25 protein-coding genes and 6 pseudogenes are annotated in these 26,390 nt (G+C 58.4%); 19 read left to right on the forward strand and 12 right to left on the reverse strand.

Annotated elements, in window-relative coordinates:
- Nucleotides 1-901: 901 nt before the first annotated feature.
- Nucleotides 902-1,099 (reverse strand): response regulator, encoded by a 198-nt coding sequence (locus tag P0D84_RS42095; RefSeq protein WP_408348458.1) that lies wholly within the window; start codon nucleotides 1,097-1,099, stop codon nucleotides 902-904.
- A 314-nt stretch (nucleotides 1,100-1,413) separates the two neighbouring features.
- Between P0D84_RS42095 and P0D84_RS42100 the strand changes: the two genes are divergently transcribed.
- Together P0D84_RS42100 and P0D84_RS42105 are read left to right on the forward strand one after the other, a co-directional pair.
- Nucleotides 1,414-3,339: an ATP-binding protein gene (locus tag P0D84_RS42100; protein WP_408348461.1), complete on the forward strand. Its 1,926-nt coding sequence runs from the start codon at nucleotides 1,414-1,416 to the stop codon at nucleotides 3,337-3,339.
- 148 nt (nucleotides 3,340-3,487) lie between these two features.
- Nucleotides 3,488-3,859, forward strand: coding sequence for a response regulator transcription factor (locus P0D84_RS42105; protein WP_408348464.1), 372 nt, complete (start codon nucleotides 3,488-3,490; stop codon nucleotides 3,857-3,859).
- A gap of 43 nt (nucleotides 3,860-3,902) precedes the next feature.
- Here P0D84_RS42105 and P0D84_RS42110 read toward each other — a convergent pair whose 3' ends face one another.
- Nucleotides 3,903-4,559 carry a response regulator transcription factor gene (locus P0D84_RS42110; RefSeq protein ID WP_408349785.1) on the reverse strand — a complete coding sequence of 219 codons (657 nt, stop codon included), beginning with the start codon at nucleotides 4,557-4,559 and terminating at the stop codon, nucleotides 3,903-3,905.
- 779 nt (nucleotides 4,560-5,338) lie between these two features.
- On the opposite strand from P0D84_RS42110, the pseudogene P0D84_RS42115 reads away from it, so the two are divergent.
- Nucleotides 5,339-5,432: pseudogene (locus P0D84_RS42115) on the forward strand (YbiU family protein); the annotation flags it as partial.
- 82 nt (nucleotides 5,433-5,514) lie between these two features.
- Here the strand turns inward: P0D84_RS42115 and P0D84_RS42120 are convergent.
- Entirely contained in the window at nucleotides 5,515-6,837 is a 1,323-nt protein-coding gene (locus P0D84_RS42120; protein WP_408349788.1) for a TIGR00366 family protein, read from the reverse strand.
- A gap of 499 nt (nucleotides 6,838-7,336) precedes the next feature.
- On the opposite strand from P0D84_RS42120, the gene P0D84_RS42125 reads away from it, so the two are divergent.
- Nucleotides 7,337-7,762 (forward strand): hypothetical protein, encoded by a 426-nt coding sequence (locus P0D84_RS42125; RefSeq protein ID WP_408348467.1) that lies wholly within the window; start codon nucleotides 7,337-7,339, stop codon nucleotides 7,760-7,762.
- 965 nt (nucleotides 7,763-8,727) lie between these two features.
- On the opposite strand, the pseudogene P0D84_RS42130 reads toward P0D84_RS42125, so the two are convergent.
- Nucleotides 8,728-8,997 (reverse strand): annotated as a pseudogene (locus tag P0D84_RS42130) (transposase); the annotation flags it as partial.
- A gap of 47 nt (nucleotides 8,998-9,044) precedes the next feature.
- On the opposite strand from P0D84_RS42130, the gene P0D84_RS42135 reads away from it, so the two are divergent.
- Nucleotides 9,045-10,415 carry an IS30 family transposase gene (locus P0D84_RS42135; RefSeq protein ID WP_408344547.1) on the forward strand — a complete coding sequence of 457 codons (1,371 nt, stop codon included), beginning with the start codon at nucleotides 9,045-9,047 and terminating at the stop codon, nucleotides 10,413-10,415.
- A gap of 34 nt (nucleotides 10,416-10,449) precedes the next feature.
- Here the strand turns inward: P0D84_RS42135 and P0D84_RS42140 are convergent.
- Together P0D84_RS42140 and P0D84_RS42145 are read right to left on the reverse strand one after the other, a co-directional pair.
- Nucleotides 10,450-11,150 (reverse strand): annotated as a pseudogene (locus P0D84_RS42140) (IS3 family transposase); the annotation flags it as partial.
- A 24-nt stretch (nucleotides 11,151-11,174) separates the two neighbouring features.
- Nucleotides 11,175-11,333 (reverse strand): annotated as a pseudogene (locus P0D84_RS42145) (transposase); the annotation flags it as partial.
- Between the two features lie 1,364 nt (nucleotides 11,334-12,697).
- Here P0D84_RS42145 and P0D84_RS42150 point away from each other — a divergent pair.
- The 3 genes and pseudogenes from P0D84_RS42150 (at nucleotide 12,698) to P0D84_RS42160 (ending at nucleotide 14,590) form a co-directional block, all read left to right on the forward strand.
- Nucleotides 12,698-13,078: a response regulator gene (locus P0D84_RS42150; protein ID WP_408348470.1), complete on the forward strand. Its 381-nt coding sequence runs from the start codon at nucleotides 12,698-12,700 to the stop codon at nucleotides 13,076-13,078.
- 815 nt (nucleotides 13,079-13,893) lie between these two features.
- Nucleotides 13,894-14,076, forward strand: a pseudogene (locus P0D84_RS42155) (SOS response-associated peptidase family protein); the annotation flags it as partial.
- A gap of 109 nt (nucleotides 14,077-14,185) precedes the next feature.
- Nucleotides 14,186-14,590 carry a hypothetical protein gene (locus P0D84_RS42160; protein WP_408348473.1) on the forward strand — a complete coding sequence of 135 codons (405 nt, stop codon included), beginning with the start codon at nucleotides 14,186-14,188 and terminating at the stop codon, nucleotides 14,588-14,590.
- Nucleotides 14,591-14,786: 196 nt separating this feature from the next.
- Here P0D84_RS42160 and P0D84_RS42165 read toward each other — a convergent pair whose 3' ends face one another.
- Complete coding sequence (locus P0D84_RS42165; RefSeq protein ID WP_408348476.1) at nucleotides 14,787-15,245, reverse strand: HU family DNA-binding protein; 459 nt, start codon at nucleotides 15,243-15,245, stop codon at nucleotides 14,787-14,789.
- Between the two features lie 271 nt (nucleotides 15,246-15,516).
- Here P0D84_RS42165 and P0D84_RS42170 point away from each other — a divergent pair, with 271 nt between their 5' ends.
- On the forward strand, nucleotides 15,517-15,777 hold the full coding sequence (locus P0D84_RS42170) for an H-NS family nucleoid-associated regulatory protein (protein ID WP_408348479.1): 261 nt from the start codon (nucleotides 15,517-15,519) through the stop codon (nucleotides 15,775-15,777).
- Nucleotides 15,778-15,798: 21 nt separating this feature from the next.
- Here the strand turns inward: P0D84_RS42170 and P0D84_RS42175 are convergent, their stop codons facing one another.
- Nucleotides 15,799-16,017 carry a DUF6566 family protein gene (locus P0D84_RS42175; protein WP_408348481.1) on the reverse strand — a complete coding sequence of 73 codons (219 nt, stop codon included), beginning with the start codon at nucleotides 16,015-16,017 and terminating at the stop codon, nucleotides 15,799-15,801.
- A gap of 48 nt (nucleotides 16,018-16,065) precedes the next feature.
- Between P0D84_RS42175 and P0D84_RS42180 the strand changes: the two genes are divergently transcribed.
- The 3 genes from P0D84_RS42180 to P0D84_RS42190 all read left to right on the forward strand — a co-directional run bounded on the left by P0D84_RS42180 (nucleotide 16,066) and on the right by P0D84_RS42190 (nucleotide 17,790).
- The gene (locus tag P0D84_RS42180; protein ID WP_408348484.1) at nucleotides 16,066-16,308 is read left to right on the forward strand and encodes a hypothetical protein; all 243 of its coding nucleotides are present in this window, start codon (nucleotides 16,066-16,068) and stop codon (nucleotides 16,306-16,308) included.
- A 538-nt stretch (nucleotides 16,309-16,846) separates the two neighbouring features.
- A complete protein-coding gene (locus tag P0D84_RS42185) occupies nucleotides 16,847-17,215 on the forward strand; it encodes a hypothetical protein (protein ID WP_408348487.1) in 369 nt (122 codons plus the stop codon).
- 62 nt (nucleotides 17,216-17,277) lie between these two features.
- Nucleotides 17,278-17,790, forward strand: a complete 513-nt coding sequence (locus P0D84_RS42190) for a hypothetical protein (protein ID WP_408348490.1) — start codon at nucleotides 17,278-17,280, stop codon at nucleotides 17,788-17,790.
- 440 nt (nucleotides 17,791-18,230) lie between these two features.
- Here the strand turns inward: P0D84_RS42190 and P0D84_RS42195 are convergent, their stop codons facing one another.
- The 3 genes from P0D84_RS42195 to P0D84_RS42205 all read right to left on the reverse strand — a co-directional run bounded on the left by P0D84_RS42195 (nucleotide 18,231) and on the right by P0D84_RS42205 (nucleotide 19,734).
- Nucleotides 18,231-18,761, reverse strand: a complete 531-nt coding sequence (locus P0D84_RS42195; protein WP_408348493.1) for a phasin family protein — start codon at nucleotides 18,759-18,761, stop codon at nucleotides 18,231-18,233.
- A gap of 105 nt (nucleotides 18,762-18,866) precedes the next feature.
- Entirely contained in the window at nucleotides 18,867-19,433 is a 567-nt protein-coding gene (locus tag P0D84_RS42200) for a Uma2 family endonuclease (protein WP_408348496.1), read from the reverse strand.
- A gap of 97 nt (nucleotides 19,434-19,530) precedes the next feature.
- Entirely contained in the window at nucleotides 19,531-19,734 is a 204-nt protein-coding gene (locus tag P0D84_RS42205; RefSeq protein WP_408348499.1) for a cold-shock protein, read from the reverse strand.
- 1,868 nt (nucleotides 19,735-21,602) lie between these two features.
- Between P0D84_RS42205 and P0D84_RS42210 the strand changes: the two genes are divergently transcribed.
- From P0D84_RS42210 to P0D84_RS42235, 6 genes and pseudogenes are all read left to right on the forward strand, one after another.
- Nucleotides 21,603-21,806, forward strand: coding sequence for a cold-shock protein (locus tag P0D84_RS42210; protein WP_408348502.1), 204 nt, complete (start codon nucleotides 21,603-21,605; stop codon nucleotides 21,804-21,806).
- A gap of 514 nt (nucleotides 21,807-22,320) precedes the next feature.
- A complete protein-coding gene (locus P0D84_RS42215) occupies nucleotides 22,321-22,656 on the forward strand; it encodes a hypothetical protein (protein ID WP_408348505.1) in 336 nt (111 codons plus the stop codon).
- 183 nt (nucleotides 22,657-22,839) lie between these two features.
- The gene (locus P0D84_RS42220) at nucleotides 22,840-23,295 is read left to right on the forward strand and encodes an MgtC/SapB family protein (protein WP_408348508.1); all 456 of its coding nucleotides are present in this window, start codon (nucleotides 22,840-22,842) and stop codon (nucleotides 23,293-23,295) included.
- 198 nt (nucleotides 23,296-23,493) lie between these two features.
- Nucleotides 23,494-23,577, forward strand: a pseudogene (locus P0D84_RS42225) (beta-ketoacyl-ACP reductase); the annotation flags it as partial.
- Nucleotides 23,578-23,739: 162 nt separating this feature from the next.
- The gene (locus P0D84_RS42230) at nucleotides 23,740-23,967 is read left to right on the forward strand and encodes a hypothetical protein (protein ID WP_408348511.1); all 228 of its coding nucleotides are present in this window, start codon (nucleotides 23,740-23,742) and stop codon (nucleotides 23,965-23,967) included.
- Between the two features lie 284 nt (nucleotides 23,968-24,251).
- Nucleotides 24,252-24,833 (forward strand): hypothetical protein, encoded by a 582-nt coding sequence (locus tag P0D84_RS42235; RefSeq protein ID WP_408348514.1) that lies wholly within the window; start codon nucleotides 24,252-24,254, stop codon nucleotides 24,831-24,833.
- 220 nt (nucleotides 24,834-25,053) lie between these two features.
- Here the strand turns inward: P0D84_RS42235 and P0D84_RS42240 are convergent, their stop codons facing one another.
- Nucleotides 25,054-25,368: a Rossmann-fold NAD(P)-binding domain-containing protein gene (locus P0D84_RS42240; protein ID WP_408348517.1), complete on the reverse strand. Its 315-nt coding sequence runs from the start codon at nucleotides 25,366-25,368 to the stop codon at nucleotides 25,054-25,056.
- A gap of 62 nt (nucleotides 25,369-25,430) precedes the next feature.
- Between P0D84_RS42240 and P0D84_RS42245 the strand changes: the two genes are divergently transcribed.
- On the forward strand, nucleotides 25,431-25,931 hold the full coding sequence (locus P0D84_RS42245) for a DUF4148 domain-containing protein (protein WP_408348520.1): 501 nt from the start codon (nucleotides 25,431-25,433) through the stop codon (nucleotides 25,929-25,931).
- Nucleotides 25,932-26,390: the final 459 nt, after the last annotated feature.

The following is a 26,390-nucleotide window of genomic DNA, read 5'->3' on the forward strand; positions in this document are numbered from 1 at the left end:
GGCGAGGTCGCTGAAAAGCGCGGAACCTGAACAGTCCCGCGGTGAACAGCAAATCGACTGCGTCAGGAAAGGCGACGAAGACCACGCCGGACAATGGCAATTCCCGCTGCGCCGTCCGGCCGACTGTTTGCTGGCGAAAAACCGGAACTGCTATGACAGAAGCCTCACAATCGGGTCGACCAGTTCGGTGAAAAGCTGAATCACCTCTAGTTGTCGCATGTCGCTCATCATCCTCGCAGTAAATTCATTCCCGCGCGTCGAAGCGGTTGATGCGCTGGACGACCCAAGTCGGTCTCGACACCGTGGCACTTCGTTGAACGTTCGCCGGCAGTTTCTGGACGTGAGCCTGCCGAGCGGATTCGGCGCGAAGGCGGCTATCGCCGCTCGGCGGCAAGCGGCTGTCACGCGTCAGTCGCCATGGCCGCGACGATGGTTGCTCGTGCCACGTCATTGCATATCCGTTGATGACGGTCTGCTGAGGTGAAAGCCTTGCCCGATGCCCACACCTTGCTGCCTCGAGGGATTGCTTTCGCTTTTCTGTTTCAACGCCCTCGGCGAGCGTCTCTGGACCCGGCGGTTCGCCGACTGACGCCGCAGTGTGGTGAATAGCGGGGAGTCTTCGTCTACTTCGATACCGTCGACCAGGGACGCGTCAATCGTTGGTGTACTGGCGGGAAGCCCTCCAGAGGCAGTACGTTGCTCCCACTCGAGGGCGTCCGGTCGCCTGCGCACCTCGCCCCGGCGTCGGAAATGGTACGCGTCGAACAGCTGGGAACATAGCTGGGCAAGTGACGCAAGGCTCGCGGCCTGGTCTGGACGCTCGACCCCGCCTGCACTGAGCACGTCATCGAGAACCGGGGGGCGAGACTTCGCAGTCGCACAAACATCGCGGCATCTAGTTTCATTTTGGACCTGTGGCCATGGCGAAGCGCACCCTGTGGCACGGCTCGGCCGCGAGTGTGCCGATGCGGGCGGGACCGTCCATGACCGGCATCATGAAATCCGAAACAACGATGTCGGGGCGCCTTCGGCCAGTTGCCTGCAGTGCCTCATCCCCGTTCGATGCAGTCATAAGCTCGTAACCTTCTCCGCAGACCAACGTCTCAAGCGCCTAAAGCAGGTTCATGTCGTCGTCGACAAGTAATACCGTCACCATGACACGGCCTCAAATCGGCGGGTTTTCACTTCGACTTGTTTGCTGGCAACGGTTATTCCGTTGCTCACGCGCGTTGCAGAGGTCGAATCGCCGCTGACTTGCGGAGCTTTACGCTCTCATAACGGCGAGCGCTGTCTCGATGAGATAAGAGTAGGCTTTGGCGAAGGGCGAATCTACTCTACGGTTGGATATGTCGATGTCGCGGCAGCGTAACTCGCTTATACGGGCGTAGCCGCGGTGAGGAGACTTAGCGAGCGGTGTCGAACCGCGAGAAAACCGGCAAAATCTCTGGAGCTGATGCAAGCGGGCTGGTGCAATTGCGCCCAAAAGGGAGACATTCTGTGCGCACGACAGTTTCTTCACATGAAAGCAGAAGCTTGCGATATCTGGCGACGTTGTGGCTTGGAGGCTGTATCGCGCTCGGAGCCGTTACTGCAACCTGTGTCCTTCTGGACCAGGAAGAGAGCACCGCTGGCTTCTTCCTTCTGGTCGTCATTGTTCTCCTGTCCCTGCTGGACAGCTTCATCTCATCGGTCATTTTCTCGGTTGTCGGCGCCGCGCTGCTCAGCTATTTTTTCACGGAACCCATCAATAGCTTCCACATTAGCAAACCCGGGGATTTATTCTCCCTTGTTGCCTTTCTCGTCACCTCACTCGCAATCACCACCCTTGTCAGGCGGATTGGCCGCATTGAAAAGACGCAGCGCGCGCAGGCACAGCTGCTGGAGCTGACACACGACATTATCATCGTGCGTGATAAGAACAACGTGATTACATACTGGAATCAGGCAGCAGAGACACTCTATGGATGGAAGAAGGAAGAGGCGATTGGGAAGTTCATCGACGAATTTCTGAGTTCGGTATTCCCGCTGCCTCGAGATGAGCTCCAGCGGATTTTTCTTCGCGACGGCCAGTGGGAGGGCGAGTTAATTCACACGAGGCGGGATGGCACCGAGATAATCGTGACGAGCCGCTGGGCACTGCAGCGCGACGGCGCGGGAAACCCGTTGGCCACGCTTGAGACCAACAATGACATCACGCAGCGCAAGCATGCCGAAGAACTGCTCCGGAAGAGTCAGGCGCAGTACTTCGCCGAAGCGCAGAAGCTGAGCAGGACCGGCAGTTTCGGCTGGGATGTCCCGAGGGGCGAACTCATCTGGTCCGACGAGACTTTTTCCATCTTCGAATACGACCCGGCGGTCGTGCCCAACATTGAACTGGTCAGGCAGCGGGTGCATCCAGACGATATGCCCCTGTTCGAGGAGAAGATTGCAAAGGCGCACGGTTTCACCGTCGACTTTACCATCGAGCATCGTCTGCTTTTTCCCGATGGACGCATCAAACACCTTCACGTCGTTGCTCGGTCAGCGAACGGTCAGCCGGATAACAGACAATTCGTCGGGGCCGTGATGGACGTGACGCGGGCGAAGCAGACAGAGGAGCGGTTGCGGCATGCGCAAAGCGAACTGGAACGCGTAAGCCGGCTAACGGCGCTTGGTGAGCTGAGCGCATCAATTGCCCACGAAGTGGGACAGCCCCTTTCCGCCATCGTAACGAACGGTGAAGCATGTCTGCGCTGGCTGCATCGCCAGCCTCCGGACATGGAGGAAATCGAGGGTTGCGTGAGCCAGATGACAGGCGAGGCAAATCGAGCTGCAGAAATCGTGCAACGTGTGAGGGCGCTCATGAAGGGGGCGCCGCCGGACCGGGCACCGATTGCAATCAACGATGTGGTCGAGGATGCGATTGCCCTTATCAGGCGGGATATTGAGCGCCAGGGTGGCTCGCTGACACGTCGCCTTGCCAGGAAGCTACCACTGATACTGGGCGACCGTGTGCAGCTCCAGCAGGTGCTCGTCAATTTAATCATCAACGCTCTGCAGTCGATGGCGAACGTCAGCGGCAGGCGCGAACTTATCGTCCAGTCCCGCCTTGACCCTGATGGCAATGTTGTCGTGGCGGTAAAGGACTCGGGGGCTGGCATCCAGGAGGCCAATCTTCCGCAACTCTTTGAACCGTTCTTTACGACACGCAGTTCCGGCATGGGAATGGGACTGGCTATTTCCAGTTCTATTGTTGAAGCCCACCGTGGGCAAATCTGGGCCTCCAATAACCCTGAAGGGGGCGCGACGTTCTCGTTCAGTCTTCCGCCAGCCATGACGCAGGAGGAGGTACGAAAGTGACGCACGGCGACCGGCGCGCACGTGGTTCGGTTCATATATACATTCGTATCATGTCATTGGGAGCCGTTGCAAAGTAATCTGCAAATTAAAAGAGGCTCGCGGCACCGACCGCACGTCATCCCGAGAGAGAGTAACCGAGGGCCGCATTTTGCGAATCACGCCTGTTGTTTCGATTGTCGACGATGATTCAGCCATCCGTGTTGCGTTAAGCAGCCTTATCCGGTCGCTTGGCTGGCAGGTGCGCATGTATGAGTCGGCAGAAGAATTTCTTGCTTCCGGGCAGGCCGCCCATACCTCCTGCCTGATTTCCGACATCCGCATGCCCGGCATGTCAGGTATCGAGATGCATGAGTGCCTGCGTGCGCAAGGGCATGCCCCGGCGACCATCTTTATAAGCGCATATCCAACGCCGGTGTTGCAGGCAAAGGCGGCGAGTAACGGCGCACTTGTGTTGCTGCAGAAGCCCTACCAGGCCAGTGCAATGACTCACTGGTTGTCGGTCGCTCTCGGAAATCCCTAGCGAATCATGGACGCTGTGCAGAAGTGCTAACGCACGACGGCGCTCAATGATGACCGCCGTGGGGCAGACGGGGCTCGATACCAAGCGATTCGGCCTTGCGGACAAGGTCGGGCATGGAGCGCGAATTCATCTTGCGCATCACCTGCCCACGGTGAACCTTGACTGTGATTTCGCTCAGGTTCATCTCAGAGGCAATCTGCTTGTTCAGCAGGCCGGACAGCACAAAGGCCATCACCTCTTTCTCGCGCGGTGAAAGAGATTGATATGAAGCGCGCAGGCCGGCTAACGCGGCCTCTGCCGCGAGCCGCTCGCTGTCCCGGGCCAGGGCCTGGGCCACTGCGTCGAGCATGTCCTGGTCCTTGAACGGCTTGGCAAGGAAGTCCAGCGCGCCGGCCTTCATTGCCTTCACCCCCATCTCGATGTCTCCATGACCGGTCATGAATACGACGGGAATGCGCACGCCGCTATTGACGATTTCCTGATGAAACGCCATGCCACTTTTTCCGCGGAGCCGCACGTCGAGGATGAGGCAGCTCGGCCCGGTGGAGCGGGGAGACCGGAGAAATTCGTCCGGGGACTCGAACGTTTCGACGCGCAAGCCTACAGAGCGCAAGAGCATGTCGAGAGCCTGCCGGATTCCCTTGTCGTCATCGACGACGTAGACGACGGAACCGTCGGCTCCTGCGGTTTCAGTCCTCATTCGGTTGTCAGACCAGCAGTCATCCGGGTACCTCGCGAAGCCGGAACGCGCTCGCATCACATCGCATGACAGTGGAGCGGGTACTCCACCATTGCCGGACAGCGCGGCAGACACCACGGTACCTTTCAGCAGAATCACCGGCAACTCATCAAAATTACCTACGAGCCAGAGCCAGAGCCAGAGCCAGAGCCAGAGCCAGAGCCAGAGCCAGAGCCAGAGCCAGAGCCAGAGCCAGAGCCAGAGCCAGAGCCAGAGCCAGAGCCAGAGCCAGAGCCAGAGCCAGAGCCAGACGCTAACGAATCGAGGTACGAGCACCGTTTCCCCAGTGTGTGCCCCCGGCCCCGACGACTACTGATGAATGGCCGACGTTTCGCGACCGTTCCGGGGTGGGCACGGATACCCAGGGCGTGGTATGGGCGGCGGCCATTACTGGGGCGGTGGCGGAGGCCACGGGCGTTCGCATTGAGCGCTAACAGAGATGCGCTCGTGTTCAACAGTGCCCCGACAGCTGAGCCCGTGGGTGAACTGGATGCAGGTCGCCAACGGGCGATAGCGCCGGACCGTGCGGTGACCAGTCCCAACCTCCATTGCACGTCGACGAGTCTGTTCAACACGTCCACTAACAATTCAACTGGCGTATCGAAATTTGACTACAAGGCGTTTCTGCAGAGGGACCGTCTATTGCCCGCGCGATAGAGGCACAACTCCCCAAGTGGTATGCCGGTTGTACTGGGTGAAGCCACAGGTACTGACTCGCCAGTCTGCCGAACTTACGCAGCTCCGTTGAACGATGGATTGAGCCGAACTTTAGAAAGGTCTACTGCCATGTCTTTCTCCGGAAACTGGCGTGACTACGACCCGTTCGATGCGGCGTGCAGTTCATACGGAAGGACATGAAGCTTTGCAACCTGCCTTCGCAGGCGCCCACCTCGTTTGAGGCGGAGCGCCGACCTTCTCAGAACAGGTACATACCGGCCACGAAAATCACGCCGGAAAACAGAAGCGCCGTCACGCAGTAGCCCATGATGTCCCGAACGCCCAAACCGGCGATTGCAAGTGCAGGCAGTGCCCAGAACGGCTGCGCCATATTCGTCCACGCTTCGCCGTAGGCAATTGCCATCGCGGACTTGCCGAGGTCCGCGCCAAGTGCTTGCGCCGCCGGCATCACAAAGGGACCTTGCACCACCCAATGACCGCCGCCAGACGGTACCGCGAAATTGATAAGCGCCGAACTCAGGAATGCCAGAAGCGGAAATGTGTGGACGTTCGCGATGTCGACGAACCACTTCGTAATGACGCCAGCCAGCCCCGAATGGTCCATAAGGGCCTGAATGCCAGCGTAGAACGGGAACTGAATCATGATGGCGGACGCGCCCTTGGCTGCACCGGCTACAGCGCGCGCGTATGCCATCGGCGTCTTGTGAAGCACGATACCTGCTGCGAGGAACACGAGGTTGACGGTATCAATATCAAGAACGAAGCCTTTCTTGACGAATCGGATTACCAGAAACACGGCGCACAGTGCTGCCACCAGGAGCGCCAAAATCCGGCTTTCTTCCATTCTTTCCGCGAACGTCGCGTTAGGAGGAAGTTTGCGCTCCACACTCGGCGGGTCCTGCAAAAGGGCCGGGTCCACTGTGACGACGTCCTCCGGCTTCGGCATCATGAGTCTCGCCAGAATCGGCAAAAGAATAATGTGGCCGATGGTGATAAACGCGTTGTAGCCGGTGAATATGGTGTGCGATACCGGAATCAGACCTACTGTCTTCTCCATCGGATTGCCCTTGGTCGCGGCCACGAGCGGCACAGAGCCAGACAGGCCACCGTGCCACGTCAGGAACCCCATGTAGGCGCTCGCAACGAGGAGACGGTAGTCCGTTCCCGGGACGCGTCTCGCGACCTCACGCGCAAGCATCGCACCAAGGACCAGACCGAAGCCCCAGTTAATGGCGCAGGCGACTCCGCCCACAAACGCCACCAGCATCACGCCTTGGCCGGGTGTACGCGCGGAGCCCGCCAAGGCGACCAACATCCGCTTGACCGGGCCTGAGCTCGCCAATGCGTGGCCGGTCACAAGAATCATCGCCATCTGCATCGAGAATGCGAGCAGATTCCAGAAGCCAGAGCCCCATAGCATCACGAGGTCGGCGGGAGGCTTCGGCGTCAAACCAAGCGCGAGCGCGAAGGTCACGACGGTCAGAAGGATGGCAAAAATCAGGGGGTCGGGCAAAAACCGGTGCACCACCTGAGTAAAAAAGGCGGAAATTCGCTGAATCAACTGTCTACTCCTCGTCACCAAAGATGAAATCGACCTACTGTCATTGTTATGGGCGGTAAGCCGCGCGCGGCGATTCTTGCACACAACGAGCAATCCTGCAGCGACGAACGCCACGACTCTTGCAGTGGGTGGAGACAGCATTGATTGATAGAGACGCCCTCGCCGGAATTCGTGCCTTGGACAGACAGACGGGCTATTGTGAACCGTAGAAGCAACGGCCAGGACAAGCCGAGCTTGCGCATGCGCCAGCGCAACAGGGGGAGTAAACGACGCGCTCAGAGGCTGAAGGACCGAGTACTCAAGCCGCAACGGCGGACAGGGACCGGGGACGCGAAAGCACGCTTTTTCGGCCCGCATCAAGACAGCGACAGATTCATTGTCAGGACCTTGCCGGTTATTGGCAAAACTCCGAGTGGTTAAATGAGGTTTTTTTCCGTAGGCTCTTCTTGCTTGGCTGCAAAGACGCACAAGCGAAATGTGCACGAATGCTTGCAGACGATTGTTCACCGGTATCGGCGCTAAAGGGAGCAATCTCGTGACCTCGCACGGCAGTTTGACAAGCGGGCTGAGGCTGGAGCGAAGCCGGGAACTACTATGCGACTGCCAAATGACTGAACTGTCGCCGCAAGCGCGAATGGTCTGGGCATTTGAGGCCGCATACTTTTGCTGCGTCGAAATAGCTGCAGCGCGCGGTGTGAATGTTGCTTGTGAGAAACACCCGAGCAGAGAAATTATCGATGCAGCATCGAGCGCACTCGCCCTGAGCCCCGCTAAAGTGCGTCTGATGCAGGAGTTGCGGGACTGGTGCCAATATGCCGCGCCGATACGTCCGGCGCCACGCATGATGGAGCGTGCGGTCGCGCTCGCGGACGATGTGTATCGGCGAACGGTTGAATTGCTCGCATCCATGCAGAGTGACGGCTGAAATGCACTACCGACACCCTTGGGCTTGTGGCCCATGAAACTGGCGCGAGACGCTGATGGGTCGGTAGTTCTCGCTAATGAATCACCCGCGCGCTCGGCAACGACGTCCCGCTCACACGCGCCGCCATCCAATCTGGGCTGAAGCTGAACGGGTCCACTACCTCGAGGACTTGCGAAGGTGATTCGGGCAGTCTGCGCAACTCGAGATACGCGGGGCCAGTCTGCGTTGTGCCGGGATGCGTTGTTCGCGGCGGCGCGACGCAGCCCGGGGTGCTGTTGCTAGAAAAGAGAGTCTGGCCGCAGCGACGGCAACGTTGGTCTCGAGCGTCGGGACATCGGCGCCGACCGGCGTCAGTCGTAGTGCGGGTCGAGGAACTGACTGGGGAAGGACTGCTCGCTAGCGATGTACACATCGTGCTTTCCTTGTCCGCGCAGAGGCATTGCTGAATGACGCAAAATATTCCCACTTGCCGCTGTCCATCGCAATATTCGACCTCGAAGTTCAAAGCCACGACGAACATGGGCACGCGGTCGGCGCTCGGGCGCTTGCGCATTTTGCTTCGACAGTATCGGGCGGCTTGCGAAGCGCGGCGCGAGAGAGGTTATCCTCGTTGTTTGCCGCGGCGAAGTTGATTTTCGCGGTCAGGAAGGGCGCCGTAACGAGTCCTCGTTGCGCCTTTGTCTCGACCTTGACGCTTCGCTTTTCGTTTGCGGCTGAGTCGCTTACGGGGTGGGCCGCATGGCTCTCAACATGATGCTCTGGCTGTTTGGCTTTGAGCCGTCGGCTCCGGTCAATTGGGGGTGACCCGCTTCAGTGGACGGTTACGTAGTTGAATTGTGCCCGGGTGAGGGTCCTCCCTTTGATGTGACGTTGCGGGTTGTCCACGGCCGGACGGCGGGTCGCCCGTTACGACCATGACGCTGGCCGGCGGTGGGCAACCCGCATGCGGACGAGGTCTGTTTTTTCGCGGCATGCATCCGTTCGTAAATCATCGGCGAGCGATAGCCGATGCCGCTGTGCAGGCGGTGCGGGTTATACCAGCCTTCAATGAAGGAGAACAACGCTTGTCGGGCTTGTTCATGTGTATCGAATCGCGTGCGCGCGAGCAGCTCACATTCAAGCGTGGCGAAGAACGCCTCGCACATGGCGTTATCGAAGCAGTCGCCCACTGTGCCCATGGACGGACGCACGCCTGCTTCGCTGCAACGCCGGCCGAAGGCAAGCGAAGTGTATTGGGCGAATTCAATCGGTCGTTGCAACATCTCGAGATTGGAGGTGTTAAATGGGACGACCACGAGGTTGGGCTGCGCAACAGACGGGGCGGGCATCGATGTCTTCACCGGGCAGGCCAGGTGTCAATCAGTTAGAGACGAAACAAGCATTCTGGAACTGCATTGCCGAGGGAATGGAGAGTGATGCCGCCGCGTTGGCGTGCGGCGTGTCGCAGCCCTTGGGCCCGCGATGGTTTCGCCAGGCTGGAGGCATGCCGCCGATAGATTTGGCGCCGCGCTCGGGTCGCTATTTATCGTTCTCGGAGCGTGAGGAGCTTGCCTTGCTTCGGGCGCAGGACTGCGGGGTTTGCGAGATCGCACGGCGGCTTGGTCGTTCGCCCTCGACCATCTCACGCGAACTGTGCCGCAATGCCGCGACCCGTGGCGGTACGCTGACCTATCGGGCGACGGTCGCGCAGTGGAAAGCCGAGCGAGCGGCAAGGCGGCCCAAGACCAGCAAGCTCGCCGAGAACGAGCGATTACGGGCTTATGTGCAGGACCGACTGGCGAATGCGGTTACCGATGAGAAGGGCCGGCCGATACCGGGACCCAACGTACCGTGGAAGGGAAGACGGCATGGTCGTCGGGCCGACCGGCGTTGGGGCACTTGCTGGAGTCCGGAGCAGATCAGCCGCCGGTTGCGACTTGATTTCCCCGATGATGAGTCTATGCAGATCTCACACGAAGCCATCTATCAAGCACTCTACATTCAGGGCCGTGGTGCATTGCGACGCGAACTCTCTGCGTGTCTGCGTACCGGCCGGGCACTGCGCGTGCCACGGGCCAGAACGCAGCAGCGAGGAAAAAGCTTCATCACCTCCGAGGTGCTGATCAGTGAGCGCCCGGCCGAGGTTGCCGACCGTGCTGTACCTGGGCATTGGGAAGGAGATCTGATCATCGGCCTGAACAGCTCTGCAATTGGCACTTTGGTTGAACGTACGACCCGATTCACAATGCTGCTGCACCTACCGCCCATGCCGGGCCACAATTCTGGCGCTCGGGTGAAGAACGGGCCGGCGTTAGCTGGCCACGGCGCCGAGGCTGTTCGCAATGCCATTGCCGCGAAGATCGCGATGCTGCCCGAGCATTTACGCAAGTCACTAACTTGGGATCAGGGCGCGGAAATGGCCCAGCATGCGCAGCTACAAATCGACACGGGTTTGGCAATCTACTTCTGCGATCCGCGAAGCCCGTGGCAGCGTGGAACTGACGAAAACACCAACGGCCTGTTGCGACAGTACTTCCCCAAAGGCACCGACATCAGTCGATATTCTGAACGCGAACTCGATGCGGTCGCCAACACACTCAACGCCCGACCGCGCAAAGCCCTTCAGTGGAAGACCCCCGCTGAAGCGCTTGAAGAGTTACTATCCACAGCTTAAAAAACAAGTGTTGCAACGACTCCTTGAACCTAAGTTGGCAACCTTGGTCCGAGTGGTGAATCACCCCGTTGGGATGGCGTTGTCCCAGCGCCATGTCCAGGGCCTGCAGCATCAGCGCGGTGCGCAGATGGTCGGCTATCGCCCAGCCCACCACGCGCCGGCTGAACACGTCCAGTACCACCGCAAGGTACAGAAACCCGACGCGGGTCGGTACATAGGTGGCGTCGGCCACCCACAACTGGTTCGGCGCGTCGGCGTTGAAGTGCCGCTGCACCAGGTCCGGCGCTGGCCGCGCATCGGGCTGCCGTTGCGTAGTACTGAACCAGCGACGCCGGCTCACGCCGCGCAGCCCTGCGATGCGCATCAGGCGCGCAACCCGCTTGCGCCCGACGTGGATACCTTGTCCGCTGAGCTCCGCATAAATGCGCGGCATCCCGTAGGTCTCGCGTGAGCGCGTATAGATTGCACGGATGCGTGACAGCAGATCCGCATCGCTACGCGCATGCGCGGACGGTTTGCGCTCGATCCAGGCGTAGAAGCCGCTGGCGGAGACCTCCAGCAGCCGCGCCATGGTGACAATCGGCCAGATGGCCTGATTCGCTTTCATGAACTCGAACCCTTGTCGGGCACGGTCCCGGTCTCCCGGGCGAACCAGGCCGCGGCTTTTGACAATATGTCTCGCTCTAGCTTGAGTTGCCGGTTCTCGCGACGCAGCCGCGTCAGTTCCTCGCGCTCCGCCGTGGTCAGTCCGTCGTGACGCTTACCTGAATCGCGATCGGCCTGTGCGACCCAGTTGTAGATGGTCTGCGCGGTCGGCTCGAACTCCGTCGCGAGTTCCTCAGGCTTACGTCCGGCACGCACCAGTTCAACCATTTGTGCCCGGAATTCCGCCGGGTACGGGGTGCGATGTCTCTGCATGATGGACACCTCCTGTTCCAAAGAATAGGTGTCCACGAAACCGGGTCAACTCCAAATCGCTGCCTGGTCATTGGCGTGGGAGTTGTCGCGTGCATCGTGGTCGCCTTGCTGCTGAATCGCTACATCTGGGCACCGGAACGCATGCGCCCCGCTCACCCGAGCAATCTGTCCGCGGCGCTGCGAGAAAGAAAGAGAACAGATGAAATCGAAATGACGCAGCAAACGGGGCGGAGCGTGAATGTCGCAAGCGTGACTGGCGTGACGAATGTGAAGTCGGTGCCCAGTATCGGCTTGGCCACCGGGCGGACCTGCTCTACCTGTTGGGCTATTTCGTTCTCTTCGTAAGAATGGTGGTCCCATCGGGCCTACCGGAGACGTCGATAGCCCGGGTCGGCGAGCTGGGTGAGTGCGATGCATAAGGTCTTTTTGCCATGGCGAGCTTCATGGTGCTTTGGGCCTGAAGACAGACTACCCTGGACGACATTGACGGCTGCGTGGCGTGGGTGCTCCCGCCTACCAGTCGGAAAGCGGGCCGTCATTGACTCCCGCCCGGGCAGATGGCTCAGCATGTTCCGAAAGATTGCGGTTCAGCGAAAGCAAAATTGCACAGCATGAAGTGGGTCGCACTCCGTGCGGACCGTGAAATTCGATTTCCCCTCCCGCCCCCATCGCAGGCAAGACATGCTCCTGAAGGGCTGTCTCATCAGTTGTAGCCGAGAATCGCCACAGCTGAAATGTCTGACCGGTCGCTGACATTACAGGCCCTGCTGCTCATCGGCGCCTGGAGCAACGTTGCATACGGCGAGTCCCGTCGCTTTTGATTTGCCTGTTTTCCGGACCGAACTCCTGTGGATGACGGGGAAAAGCTCTTGGTCTGATTGAACGTTTTCATGTTGATACCCGTTCGACAATTGACGACCGAATGCAGCGACGTTGCCGCTGAGAAACGTTACGCTCCATATTTCCAGTAAGCTCCGACGCGCCGGCTAATGACAACGGGAATATCACTGATACAGCGCCGGAATTAGCGTTCAACGGTTTGCGTCTCGTGCCGACCCCATGGGAGCGAACCAAGACGCGTGGTTTGCTGGCCCTCTCCGGCAACTCCGGCTAGAGTTATTGGCAAGGGTGAAATTGAGCAGCGCGCATTCTTCAGACTGCACGGCGGTATGAATGACCATTTCTCGCTTCCTGAACGACCCGTGAGGCCCTTTAGTGAAATCGGGAGCGCATAGACATCCGTTTTCAGGGCGAACGCACATCTGGGTAGTCATCGGCTCGCATATGTCAGTCGACCCGTTCGAACGCAGCGTCGTGGGCGGCAGGCGACCCCGGAGTGTCCTAGTCCAGGCAGTTACCTTCTGATGAACATCCTGCTAGTCGGCGATTGCCGCGCTACGACCGATATGCTCGCGGACATCGCCTGTGCGATGGGGCACACCGCGTCCAAGGCGTATTGCGGCTCTGAAGCGTTGACGGCGGCTGGCGAAGAGGGCCGATTCGACCTGATTCTCCTGGACATTGCGCTGCCCGATATGAACGGTTACGAGGTGTGTCTCCGGCTGCGCGCATCCGAAAAATACGCGTCCCGGCGCATCATTTCGCTGAGTGCCGATGCTGACCTCTTCGACCACTATGACATGTCATGTTTTGATGGCTCGCTTTTGAAGCCGCTCGCACTCAGCGAGTTTAAGTCCTTGCTCTCAGACAGAAACAGCGCGCCGGAGTCAGGCTGGCGCGGCTGACCCAGACCTGCCAACAAATTTTCGGGCAAAGCAGGAGCGTGCGCGAGTGCGAGCCCGCTATCGGGCAGGCAAGGCGAGCTGGTGGCGTGCGTATGGTGTCGCGGAGGATGCAGCAATGCTCGGGAAACCGTCAGAATGCGGGGCGGTTTTGCTTGGCAAAAGCCAGCGTCGGAGAGAATAGTCAAATGTTGGCTGTCGCGGACGGGGCTCGCGCGCGGTTGTCAGCGTTGAACGACCTGACGACCTTCGTCCATGCGCTTTTCCGAGTCTGGAGCGTCGCGGGAAGCATGCAGCGGTCAGGATTATTCATGACTTTATAGAGCGTCGACGCTTGCAAGGCGACATTTAGTGTCGCGTAGTGCCTCGGCAATAGGCTGTAAGATGTCGGCGTCAGGGGCGATGTGTATTGCCGATGCCATTCAGGGCGAGTCTGGTCGCGAAACATGGATGTCGGTGGTCGCCACAAGACACAGTACCCGTAACATATGCAACAGATTTTTTTGTCACGCCAGAGGGCCGTTCACGAGCTTCTTCTCAGGAGCCGCGAACTCAAGAATGAAACCATGCCGACAGGTTCAGTGCACTCGGACCGGTCCGACAACGCCGCAATTGCTCACACCGAACAACTCGTGCTTGATGTCAGGGCCGGTCGCCTGCACATATTCGAATTTGTTGAGCGTGATGGTACCGTCTTGCGCGTCTATGTCTCGTGAGGACCAGGACCCCGCCACCCGTCGCTGGATGCTGGGCAATGGCGCAGCGATGCATTATCGTTTTCCCTGCGGTGCGACTTCGGATGCTGCGGATGGCAAGATGCTGCCATCACCGACGAGTCACCGCCGGAGGTCGCCGCTGCTGGACACGACCGCTGCATTGTTCCCATAAAGCGTGAAAACATTGACGCTTGGTTGAATCCAGACGCGTCTGACATGACGGCATTGCACGCGATACTTGATGACAGGGACAGGCCGTTTTATGAGCGCAGGTTGGCGGCCTAACGATGTGAACAATTTCGAACCGGTTCGTGCTCGATAAAAGCGGCTTCTAGTAACATTGCGACGTTGATTAAGCACCGCAGCGAACGAAGCATCGAATAGCAGGCATCGAATGGATATTTTCTACTACTGGCAGAAGCTCGAGCAGAACCTCAAGAACGGTCAAGTCGGCTACTTTGGCTCCAACAATACGAGAATGATTCAACTCGCAGACCGGTTGCCAAAGCGCATTTGGGTATTCAAAACCCCGAAGGGGATGAAAGGGTCTATCCAGTTGGTCGGCTCGCTGGTTGTGAGTGATGAACCACGCGTAGCTGTGGCTACCGACTACCCCAATGTCATTTACTACGACCCGTTCTCGCCTGAATCCGTGATGTTCACGGACTCAGGTACGCAAGAGCGCATCCAGGAGGTCTCTGCCTACTTCCAGTATCGCTTCCACTCCGCGTTCAGTGCCAATTTCAATGGCGATGCCGGGGGTGCAAGCTATGGAATCGAATGTCGTCCGCGGGTTTGAAGCGCTGGTTTCTGATTGGAGCACATGCCAGATGCTGGAGCGCGTCAAGGACCGCCGGAAGGTTCAGCCCATCAATCCGTTTGCGAAGCAATCAACTTGACGTCACGGAACGGCTTTCGTTGTATTTGGGCAGGCATAGAAGCAAAAAAGCCCCTCAGACTTCCGTCGCGAGGGGCTTCCTTTCCAGCGGTCCGGCTTAGAGAGCGGCGTCCTTCAGCTTCTTCAGCGGGCGTACTTTCAGACGCACCGACGCGGGCTTCGCGGCAAACCACTTGTCTTCACCCGTGAACGGGTCCTTGCCGAAGCGCTTCTTCTTTGCCGGCACATCCTGCGCAACAACCTTCAGCAGACCCGGCAGCGTAAACTCCTTCGCGCCCTTCTTGTGAATCGACGCGAGCACCGTTTCTTCCAATGCGGCCATCAATGCCTTCGCCGCTTTCGGCTCGACACCTGCGCGCTCGGCAAGATGAATAGTGAGCGAAGACTTCGTGAACGAATCCTTGATGGGCTTCAGCGGCGTCGCAGCGACCGCCTTCTTCGTGACAGGGGCCGCAGCCTTCTTCACCGTCGGTGCCTTCGCCGTTTTCGCGACCGGGGTCACCGCTTTCTTCGCAGCCGGCTTTGCTGCAGCTTTCGTTGCACTCGTTGTTGCCATAAATTCCTCGTCATTGGTCGAAGGTTGGCCCGAGACCTTTGTCTTTGCGTAGTCACCGACAATGCGCAAAGGCCTAAATCCTCAGGCTGGCGCTAGCGTAGCAACCCGGACTTGAATCTGCAACGGGCGAGCCCCTAAAACAAGGGGTTTGGCACCGCGGGAACGAAAAAACGACGACCTGTACCCCTCCGGAGAAGGCTGCGTTTACGAAACGGCTATGCGAACGGGTTTGAAGCAAGGGTAAGAGGAGCAAAAAGACCGCTCGAAGTTCTTGATTGCAGGTACTGCTGAAGCGACTGGGGCGACGACCGCGGCTCCTTCGAGCAAAGCAAAGACTGCGGCCAAAAAGGCTTCAAGGTCGGTTGCTGCGACTGCGGGCAAGGGGCAGCCGAAGGGTCCGCAGCCGGCGCTCTATCTGGACCCCAAGTCGGGCGCGACCTGGAGTGGGCGTGGACGAGCTCCGGAGTGGCTGGCTGGTGCTAGGGAGCGGTCGAGGTTTTTGATTGACGGAACAGCTATTCCGTTGAGATAGAACGAGAGGGCAATGGGCTGTTCAGCCGTAGCTATCAACCCATGCGCGTGCCCACGCAAGCCCTGCGAGTTGAGCCTCTTCTTCGGTCTCAAAGGTGCGAAGAACGCCCGACGCTTCAACAAGCCTTCTGTTCTGCGTTATTGTCCCGCTGGCTGCATATCTCTCCGGCCGCAAGATTTCATCTTGTTGGAGAATGGCGTGGCCAAAGATTGCATAGCCGCGATAATTCTCAGCTTCCATTTATTGCCTGTACATCAAAGATACGCGTGCCTGCTCGTCGCGTGGCGCATGGTTGATGAATGGGTGGGAAAGCGGTACGCCACTCCCGCGCTTGTGGGCAAAGCCACGACGGTTTTCATCTGTCGGCGCGATGAGGAGCTGGATGTCGCGCCGCTGTTTAGAGAGGACGATGTCCAACTTGTCCGACTGGACCTCGTAGTGAAAGACGCCTATGTGTACGCAAGCATCGTGCGACCCGACTACCCGCGAGAGGACGCTGAGTCCGTGCGTGTTGACGCGGCGACGACATAACCACGATTGTCCACAAGCTTCTTGAGTCCATGCTGGACGCCAATGAACGTAACTGACGAACTTCCCGCACGACGTCGCCCGGCTCCGTAGTTGAGTTCAACCCAAGATGCCCCTGCGGTTTATCGACGGCCGACTGGTGGTTGGCCAGGCGGAAGACGAGAGGCGCGAGCGCTGGGAAGTCTATGCGAGGACTTCGCGCAGCAGCTGGTCGCTGTAGCGAATAAAGATGCCGGTACTTTTCGACCACTCAGCTAGCCGGAACATCCTGTAGAGATTCACCGGACGCGTTGGCGCGCCTGTCTTTCGCGCCGAATGCGGCGAGGCCGGCGTTGCAATCCGCCTCGATAAAGGAAAGCCCATGCAGTCAGAGCCACGGAAACTGGGATTTTTTCCTAGAAGGTGCGGTTGTCCCTGAAGATGCGCGGGTGAAGGCCCGCCCAGCAGCGAGATTCGAAATGAAAGCAGCTAAAAAATACATTGTAAGCACCAAGGGGTAGGGGTTGTCCCTACGCAGTAGGGTTCACCCTACTATAGCAACTTGTTCGCTGCTCTGCATTTGCCGCGCGCAGAAGCTTGTTTGTGTCGAGCTGTGCCCGTTTATGCGGGAGGCGGCGCGCCGACTGAAGCTCGCTTTTCAGCCGATGAATGCGCGGAATTGGGGCACTCCATTGCCGGACAGCGCCGCAATCTGCACGTGCCTTCCAGCAAAATCATCGGCAACTCATCGAAATTGCCTACGAGCCAGAGCCAGAGCGACCCGCTGACGAATCGAGGAACGAGCACCGTTTCCCCAGTGTGTGCCCCGCCTCAACGAATACTGATGAATGGCCGACGTTTCGCGACCGTTCCCGGCGGCCGCGACCTGATGCGCATGAACCCCGCGCCGCTAGGCATCCTGTTTTTCTGAAGTAAGCTAACTGTAGTAAAGGCGCGCCGCATGTTGCGTCGCATCAGACCCCGGAGCTGGTTATGAAAACGCTGGATGCAACGTCGCGCGCGGGCGGCGTCGTTGCGGTGGTGGTCCTGTCCGCAGCTTTGTCCGGTTGCTACTACGTGTCCTACGGCTACGTTCCGTACGGCGAAGTGCCGGCGGCAGCGCCGCAGCAGCAATATCCTTTCTCGATGACCGACGCAGCCGCGACCGGTGCGGCCGCGTCAGATGTAACTGCATCGACGAACACCTATACCGCACCAGCCGCGCCCGTCTTCGTCGCGCCCGCGTATTACCCTGTCGCCTATCCGTACTACGGCTGGCCCGCATGGCAGGGACCTTCGGTGTCGCTGGGCTTCGGCTATTGGGGCGGCTGCTGTTACGGCGGTGGCCGACACGGCTACTGGGGCCACCGCGGCTATTGGGGCCACGGATATCGGGGCGGTTGGGGCGGTCATGGCGGCTGGGGTGGCCACGGATACCCAGGGCGTGGTATGGGCGGCGGCGGCCATTACCGGGGCGGTGGCGGAGGCCACGGGCATTCGCATTGACCTCCAGGATTGATGCGCTCGTGTTCAACAGTTCCCCGACAGCTTGAACCTGTGGGTGAACTGACGCAGGACACCAACGCGGGACAGCGGCGTCGCGTAACGTGCAACTGGGTGCCAATTAATTGCTGTCGCCGGAATAGGATGCTGTTGGACATTCTTGGCCTCGCGCGCATTTTCACATGCATGACGTGATGTGGCCATCCAGCTGCATAAAGAGAATCCGCCAGCCGAGAGGCTGGCTCTCCAGCCGAAGGCAACGCCGTGGAAAGTAGAGGCGCAGACCCAGCTGGGATGCGTCTGCGTTTCAGCTTTTTCGCCTGAGAAGCAGGTCAGCTACTCTTGCTCGGGCTGCAATCTCCCGGATGCCCCGTCGAGTGGACCGTCTAAAGATAGGACCGTGACTGCGGCCCTATCCGCAAATGAGCGGCGCCTCGCGCGCTCTAAGCCTTGGCCACCGGCTTGCCGGCTTTGTCGATGACGTTCACAGCCTCCTTCGCCGCAGCCCTGGCCTGCCCATGCAATGCGTTAGCTGCGTCCCACATTGCCCCGAAGCCCTTCGACCAGAAGGCGGTAATCGCTTCGTTTCCCGCCTGCGGGTTTTTGGCGAGATTATCGATAATTACTCGAGTCTCACGAACGTACTCGCTGGCCAGCTTTTCACTTGACGCGAGCAGTTGACTTCGCGTCTCTGTGGCAATTTCATTCAGATGTTGCCAGTAGGCTTGCGCCTTCTTCGTGGTCGCTTGCGATTGCCGGGACTGCAGTTCGAAGAATGACTGAGGGTCCTTGGTAGAAAGAGCAGCGGCCTCCGCCACGACGGCCTCATTCTCCAGAATCGAAGCTTTGGCCGCCTGCAGGTTCAATGCGACGAGCTTTTCGTAGACCTCGAAAGCCGTATTAAAAAATCCATAAAGGACCTCGCCGCCGACCTTTTGTGCTGCAGCTATCTGTTCGGGGACTTGCGTGTTCATCGGTTTTAACTCCAGGGTTGAAAAGCCGCTATCGACTGATTCGGTCGGTTTTGAGGCGCGCCCCGACCCTCGGCTGGAATACGTGCACCATTATTCGGAAGTGACCTAAGACTGCGGGGCCGCAGCGCGCACCGTTGCGGCCCTGCCGTACGCAAGAAGGCAGGTATCGAGGGCAAGCTTTACATTGAACACTGAACGGCTACGCACGCCTTCGCGGCCACGAAACTCTGCGGTCCCGTCAGCACCTACGACAATCACCTCCTCTGCTCCGCTGCACAGGTAGGCGTGAGTCCGGCTGTCGAGAGTGGCCGCGCAGACGGCATTGCCGAACAGCACCTCCACGCACAGGTCTGGGGCGAAGGCAAGGGGATTGGTTGCTTGCTCCGCATCGTCGTCGGGCCACTTCTCATCCGGCATCCAGATGACATCGGGGACACGAACACCAAAAGACCGGGTGACAACGGGGAGGTGCAACGCCACGCGAGGACCCAACTGGGCGGCGAGCTGACAAAACACATCGGTTTTCAATATCTGATGCCAGGGGTCTTCGTCACGAACAAAAACGTCGCCGGCCGCGCTGAGTTCATATAAGGCGTCAGCGGGCTTACCCCGGACCCCTAACGTGCGCCAGATTGCGAGGAGCGAGTCTTGTTGCAGAACGTGGGCTTTCATGGCGCGGTCCTGACGGAAAATCAATTTCAGTGCGCAGGCGCGCGGAGAGCGCGGATGAATCAAGCGTCGCGGAGTGGGGCAAGAAGTGAGCGTGTTCTCAAAGCGGCTGGATATTTGCGGCTTGCTTGCCCTTGGGACCCTGCTTCACCTCGAAGCTCACTTTCTGCTTTTCCTGCAGCGATTTGGAGCCGCTGCCCTGGACCTCAGAAAAATGCGCGAACAGGTCTTCTCCGCCATCGTCTGGCGCGATAAAACCAAAGCCCTTTGCATCGTTGAACCACTTCACTGTACCCGTCTGCATCATCTGGTTCCAAAGAAGTTAAAGAAAGTCACCCGGCAGAACAAATTTTTTGAGATGCGCTGCAGGCGCTGCTGCGCGCTTGCGGACGCCTATGAGAAAAGCTATTGGTGATTCCAGAGAAAGATGTCACTTAGGTGTGCGAATGGACGTTTGGTTTTCAAAGCATACCCGATGTGATGATTCTGTTCCACCGGAAAGCACGCGGCCGCGCCATTTGCTCTTGTCACGTAAGTCAGCCATTTTGAGGTGTGCCCATCAGATACGCGCTTTGTCGATGGAGCATTCTCAGGCAGCCTTCATTCGATACTAGGAATCTGTGGGCGCGCTGGCTAGCCGGTCAAGCAATCGCTGTAACCGTTCCTGTTGCGTTTGCATCCGCCCCGGGGTCGCACATGCCTGAAGGACCCGACCACGCCAGTAAGCCTGAGCGAACAATGAATCTGCACCCTCAGCGCACAGGACATGCTCAAGATGCGTGATTGCAGTGTCAAGGTTCTGAGGCGTGTACGGGCTCACCCAAGCGCCTGCTTTATCGGCGGTTTTCACTGTGTTCTCCCAGTTTATTTAGGTCTTTCTGCTAACGGCGCATCTCCAGCGAGTATGTCCTGCTGGAAGCTGCCAAGGTTATTTGTCAGATGTTTAGAATTTCTTTCTAAACGTAATACAAGATACAGCAAACAGAATTGCTGAATCCCCAGGGTTTACCCACCAGGCAAACGTTCGCCACTATTTGTTAGTTCTACGGACACATTCATATGACGTACAAAGCCGTGGCAGTCTCGCAAAATGGGAGCCCGCGGTAACCTGGCTTCGACCGATTCGCCCTAGACGTCAGTTTGGGTGTCGGCATCGCAACGCGGACCCCGGAATGCGGCTGCCATCCAGTTTCTTAATCGCTGACGTGTCGCAGGGACGTGACAGTTCATCGAGATACCCGGGGTAGCACTGGGACGGTTATTGACGCCTTTGGGGGAGACCCATTCGGGGAAGCTCGAACAGGCGCTGTCATGCACTCTGGCGGACCCTGAGGGTTTCAATTCGCCTGCGCGTTGGGCGCAGTTGCCGGCGGTAAAACGGGGGGCACGGGGTTTAATGAGGTGCAACGATTTGCTGCGAATTATTTATTGTTTGACGCCATTGCGCTGGCGGGGGAATAGTGAGTTGCCCAAAGCACACCCTATGTCGTGCTCTCGCATGGGTTGATGAGAACGTTCGACATGGCGTCATGAGGCGGTCATTGCGAACGCGTAACTTTATTCGACGCTGCGAACCAGTCGGCACCGGGTTGCATAAAAATATAGTCTGAGAGACGTCAAGCAAGATGAATCGGCATACCCAAAGTATTGGTCACCTTGAGCGTAGCGCCGAGGACAACCGCCTCAGGCGCGCCCTCGCCGCACGCCTCGACAGGGCACTCAAACGGGCCGGCGTCAGTTCTGCACGCGCAGCCCGGTGGCTGGGCGTGACTGAATACGACGTGCAATACTGGCGGCGCGGAATCACCGTCCCGCCGCTGAACGCCTGTATGAAGGCGGCTGCGGGCACCGTGCTTCGGGAGTTTATAGAGCGTGGTCGCCTGCCAGAGCAGACAGTCAGCGCACCGACCAGACCTGTGTCTACTCGCAAGCCCGCCGCCCAAAAGTGGCGAAGTAGCCAATCGGGGAAGGCTGGCGAGTGTGAAACGGGTGGAGCTGCGTGAATGACGTCGAACAGCGCAGCGGAGGAGGGCCTCGTCGGATTGTCCGAGACCACTGCCTTGCAGTAGGGGCTAGAACGGACAAACGCTCATTGACCTGCGAGAGGAGCCGTCGTATAAAAAACGCGCAAGGGGCGTCATGCGATGTCCCACCAATTAATAAGGAATGGGCATGGCAACCGGTACTGTGAAGTGGTTTAACGATGCGAAGGGCTTTGGCTTCATCACGCCTGATGATGGTGGCGAAGACCTGTTTGCTCATTTTTCTGAAGTGAAAGCGGCGGGCTTCAAGTCACTTCAGGAGGGGCAAAAGGTGAGCTTCGAGGTCAAGCAGGGACCAAAGGGCAAACAGGCATCCAACATTCAACCAATCTGACGCGTCAGCGCGCGGCCTGTCGCCGAAAGAATGGTCCGACTCGGTCGGCAATCCTGCTTTCAGCTACGAGCCGTTTGTGAGCGTGCGCGCGAAATTCACCGGCATTCGTACGCGCAGGCCGGCCTCGCGGTAACACCGGCTGTGGTGGTTAACGCTTTCCCCCAGAATGCCCATGAGGATGAGGAACCCCAAATAGACGGGCTGTCACATTACACGCACTGGTAAAGGTCGCTCGATGGAGGCACCGTTTATGACGGCAGCCGTTTCGACGCTTCATCGGGCTATCAACTCACGGGCTAGCACGTGTTCGGCAGACGACGTCTGCATGCCGCAGACCTTCTTATCGAGAAGCCGAGCCGACTACCAGTAGCCTTAACCGCATTGGATTACTTCGTCGTTGACCAGCAGGCATTCAAGTATGAGACTCACTGGCCCGCACCTGGTTGACGTGAAGAGCTGAGACCTGCGTCTTCCTAAAACGTCATGCTGTGTAGAGCAAGCAACGGAGCCTTACATGCGCGATTTCTCAAGCATCGAATTGTCGTCTCCCTTCCTTTCCCGGCCGAGGCTGGGCTTCCTCGCGCGCGACGTCAAAAGTCCCAGCGCAGCGCTCGTTTATTGGCTAGGTGTGACGAAACCATCACACGAAGCAAGCTTTTTCGACGCGGCGCGCAAGTTCGGTCCTCTGATGCAGATGGTGCTGCCTGACGAACGCCCCGGCGTCTTCGTGAAGCGCGACGCCGTTCACACCGTGCAAGATTGTGGGGTTGTGAAGCGACTGGTTTTCAAGGACCAGTCGTCGCTCGATGTTCGATACGCTGGACCGTGCAGCGACCTCTACAACGAATGAACGTCGCGTCACGCCCACCAGTCGTCTGGCAGGGCTCATCCAGCAGCAGCGCGCGGGCTGACCTGTTCAGGCGCCGCCCAATAACGTCGAGGGTGACTGCCCACTGCGGTGCCTCGCTTTTTCGATGAAGGGCAACGGGCACTCATGCTACCTGATTCAGTTTTCCGTGAAGTACTGCTGCGAATGGTTGTCGCAGTGCTTGCTGGTTGCGTCGTTGGCGTGGACCGCAATCTGCGTGGCAAACCTACCGGTGTGAAAACGCTGGGTCTGGTTGCGCTCGGTGCCTGCCTCGTAACCATGGCCGGCGCAGGCTTTGCCCTAAGCGGAGTGGGGGTTGATGCAAATGCCTCGCGCGCCATTCAGGGCATCGTGACTGGAGTTGGATTTCTGGGTGCCGGGGTCATCGTTCAGAACGGCGGGGATGAAAAAGTTCGCGGGCTTACGACTGCGGCGTCCATATGGGTAACAGCAGCTCTGGGGATTGTCTGCGGTGTGGGTGCATGGTCTGTCGCCCTCATAGCTACCTTGCTTCTGGTCCTTCTGCTGGTTTTAGGTCGTCCCTTGGAGCGTGCACTACACCGGCGGTGGTTGAAAATGCCACAGGAGGACCGCGATTCCATTACGAGACATGAGGAATAGTCCCGCAGACTTCCCGGCCGGAGCCGTTCCTCCGGCTTCGTGTCCGTCCGCTTGTAACGTGATTGCAAGCATTTCTATAGTCGATGGCATGGCTAGGGCCATCGCTCCTACCTTTGCCGGTCACGCCCGTAGCCAACCGGTCGAGAGTGACGTCAGAATCGCGGGAGCAGCGGCAGTCGATGCCCCGTGCTTCGCGATAGCGCCATCTCCTGGGTTGCGAGCGACAAAGCGGGGTTCGCTACCGGTGCAGACTTTTCGCGGAATGGTGGCTTGCACATGGGTTTGGCATCGAACCCGACGGGGAAAAGCGCGCTCGAAATCTCGTGGCTCTGGCGCTCACAACGTGGCGCTGGAGCATCTGCATGATGGGCGAGAGCGAAGACATTGCACGAGGGCGCCATGCATCGGACATACGGTTAAAGAGATTTCACCATTGAGGTGGGGATGGAGTCCGTCGGCGGAATTCCTCGAGCAAGAGGTCTTTCGGTGCCGGTCGGATACGTCGCCGTCGTCCACATTTTCCAACGCACCGGTTCCGCAACGATTCAGCCGTCGCGCTTCGGTCGGGACAATGGCTGTCCGTTCGCTACCGAAGCCGAAACCCTGATGCGCGGCTACGGCGCCGCTCAGCGCATCATCGACGACATTATAGTCACGCCACATCAAGGCTAACGCGTTAAGAGCGCGTTCCCTTTGCCTCGACCTGTGTAATGCCGTGGCGGTAGGGGCAGGCGGTCTGATTCCCTCGTTTATGGGATTTGCGAAGCAGGGGGCGGGTCAATCTGCGGCCCATCGCCAGAAGGTGGGAACACGTGCCAGCACCCGTCGTCATGTCTAAAGAAAAATAGCCTCGCGGCATACCGGTGTGAACAATTTCGAACCGGTTCCTGCTCGATAAAAGCGGCTTCTAGTAACATGGCGGCGTTGATTAAGCACCGCAGTGAACCAGGCATCGAATGGACATTTTCTACTACTGGCAGAAGCTTGACCAGAACCTCAAGAACGGCCAAGTCGGCTACTTTGGCTCCAACAATACGAGAGTCATTCAACTCGCAGAGCGGTTGCCCAAGCGCATTTGGGTATTCAAAACCCCGAAGGGGATGAAAGGGTCTATCCAGCTGGTCGGCTCGCTGCTTGTGAGCGATGAACCACGCGTAGCTGTGGCTACCGACTACCCCAATGTCATTTACTACGACCCGTTCTCGCCTGAATCCGTGATGTTCACGGATTCAGATACGCAAGAGCGCATCCAGGAGGTCTCTGCCTATTTCCAGTATCGCTTCCACTCTGCGTTCAGTGCCAATTTCAATGGCGATGCCGGGTGCAAGCTATGGAATCGAATGTCGTCCGCGGGTTTGAAGCGCTGGTTTCTGATTGGAGCACATGCCAGATGCTGGAGCGCGCCAAGGACCGCCGGAAGGTTCAGCCCATCAATCCGTTTGCGAAGACTTGACGCCACGGAACGGCTTCCGTTGCATGTGGGCAATGAGCCAAGCCGTCGAGTTGACATCAATTGTAGAAACCGGTTGGGTAACTGAATGGTAGATTTCTACATGAGGAAGGTCGTAGATGCCGCCGCCCTCACGTTCGTTGCAGATATCGCAGCTGGAGCGTCGAACTGGACAGCGGTCGTCCACTTTTTGCTGTAGATGAGGTGCAGCGCCGGTTGGGCGTGCCCTCCCCGCGGACGCGTTGCGTCACGCGCCTCTAGGTCCGCTGCATCGGGTTGATTGGCAGCTGCAGTGTGGCCAGTGAATCTCACAAGGCGGTGCGCTTCGTCATATTGTCCGCCGGTAGCATCCCCGGCAAGGCCTCTACAAAGAAATCTGCTTGCAGCGCAGCTCCAACCTGCACGTCGTACTGGGCAAAGTCGCGCACACCGGCTGCTAGCAGGACTTCGTCGTCGAGAAAGAAGTTTCCCGAACACTCTTCGGCGGGGCGCGTCAGGATATAGTGGGCCGCGTCGGCGACTAGCCTCTTCGGCGACATGCATGCATACGGCGAGGAAGGCGTGCGCTTTGCCAGCGCGACTTTGCGACGAACTCTTTCAATGCCGCGAGCGCCGCCCGGCATTCTGTCGCCCTGTTTCCGAACACCTCCGAGACACCTATGGCGAGGTATCTCCGACTTTCACCATGCTTTCTTCAATTCGGGCAAGGACTTGGTCACTGCTCTTGGCAGAAAGTTGTCCGGAGGGTTCCGGCTTTTTTCCGAAAATGTGTTTTCCGATTTGCGCGAGCAAATTCCAGCCTCGTGGGACCTACAATAAGCAGGTTTATGTTTTAAAAGGCTTGCGTAAGTTATTCGCGAAAATCTTTCGAATTCTAGTCGTTTGGAAAGTGAAAATGAAACGAGGCGTAAAGGCAGCTGTTCTTATGATGTTTCTGCTTGGTAGTGTGTCTGCAATGGCTGATACCAAACTGACTGCGGAGGAATGTAACGATTATCCGTTCAAGCCGGTCGTCGGTGAGATAACCCACGCCCAGTTGATGCAGGAGCTGGCGGAGCTGGAATCCGTTGGATACGACCCCCACAGAATCGATTACTACTATCCCAATAACCTGCAGGCAGCACAGGGGCGATTGCATGCGAAGTATGTTGCGGACTGCGCACCGGCGATGGGTCGAGGGAGCTGACGCCGCCTGAATTTCTTCGCACTGGATGAAAGCCGGGCAGTTCCCGGATGCCCGATTCCAGCTCTGGATAGCTCCCGGCGGTGCGATGAGGAAGGCGAGACACTGCTGAGACGCGAAATGCGGAATAGCGCCTAGGGTAAATTGAAGGATGGCAGAAGACTTCAATCCTCAAAGTACCTACGATGCGGTCGGAGGACATCTTTGGGGATAATCTCGCCGAAGTGATTTCGGCTACCTGTCAGTCGTTCGGCGAAGAGTTACGTTCTACGCCTTTGGCGAGCACGTTCGAATGCAACGCTTTGGCAAGTGCGCTAAAGCTTGAGTGAGCAGCCAGGCGTCTACTTCGACATAGTCCGCGAGGAGCTTGTAAATTACTTTCCGCGCTAATGGGGTACCGCTAGATGTCGGCAAGATTGGAGTGACGGTCACTAAGCCGTGCCGCGCGACTTTAAGCACGTG

It is taken from the genome of Paraburkholderia sp. RL17-337-BIB-A (assembly GCF_046025895.1).
GTDB classification, from domain to species: domain Bacteria; phylum Pseudomonadota; class Gammaproteobacteria; order Burkholderiales; family Burkholderiaceae; genus Paraburkholderia; species Paraburkholderia fungorum_C.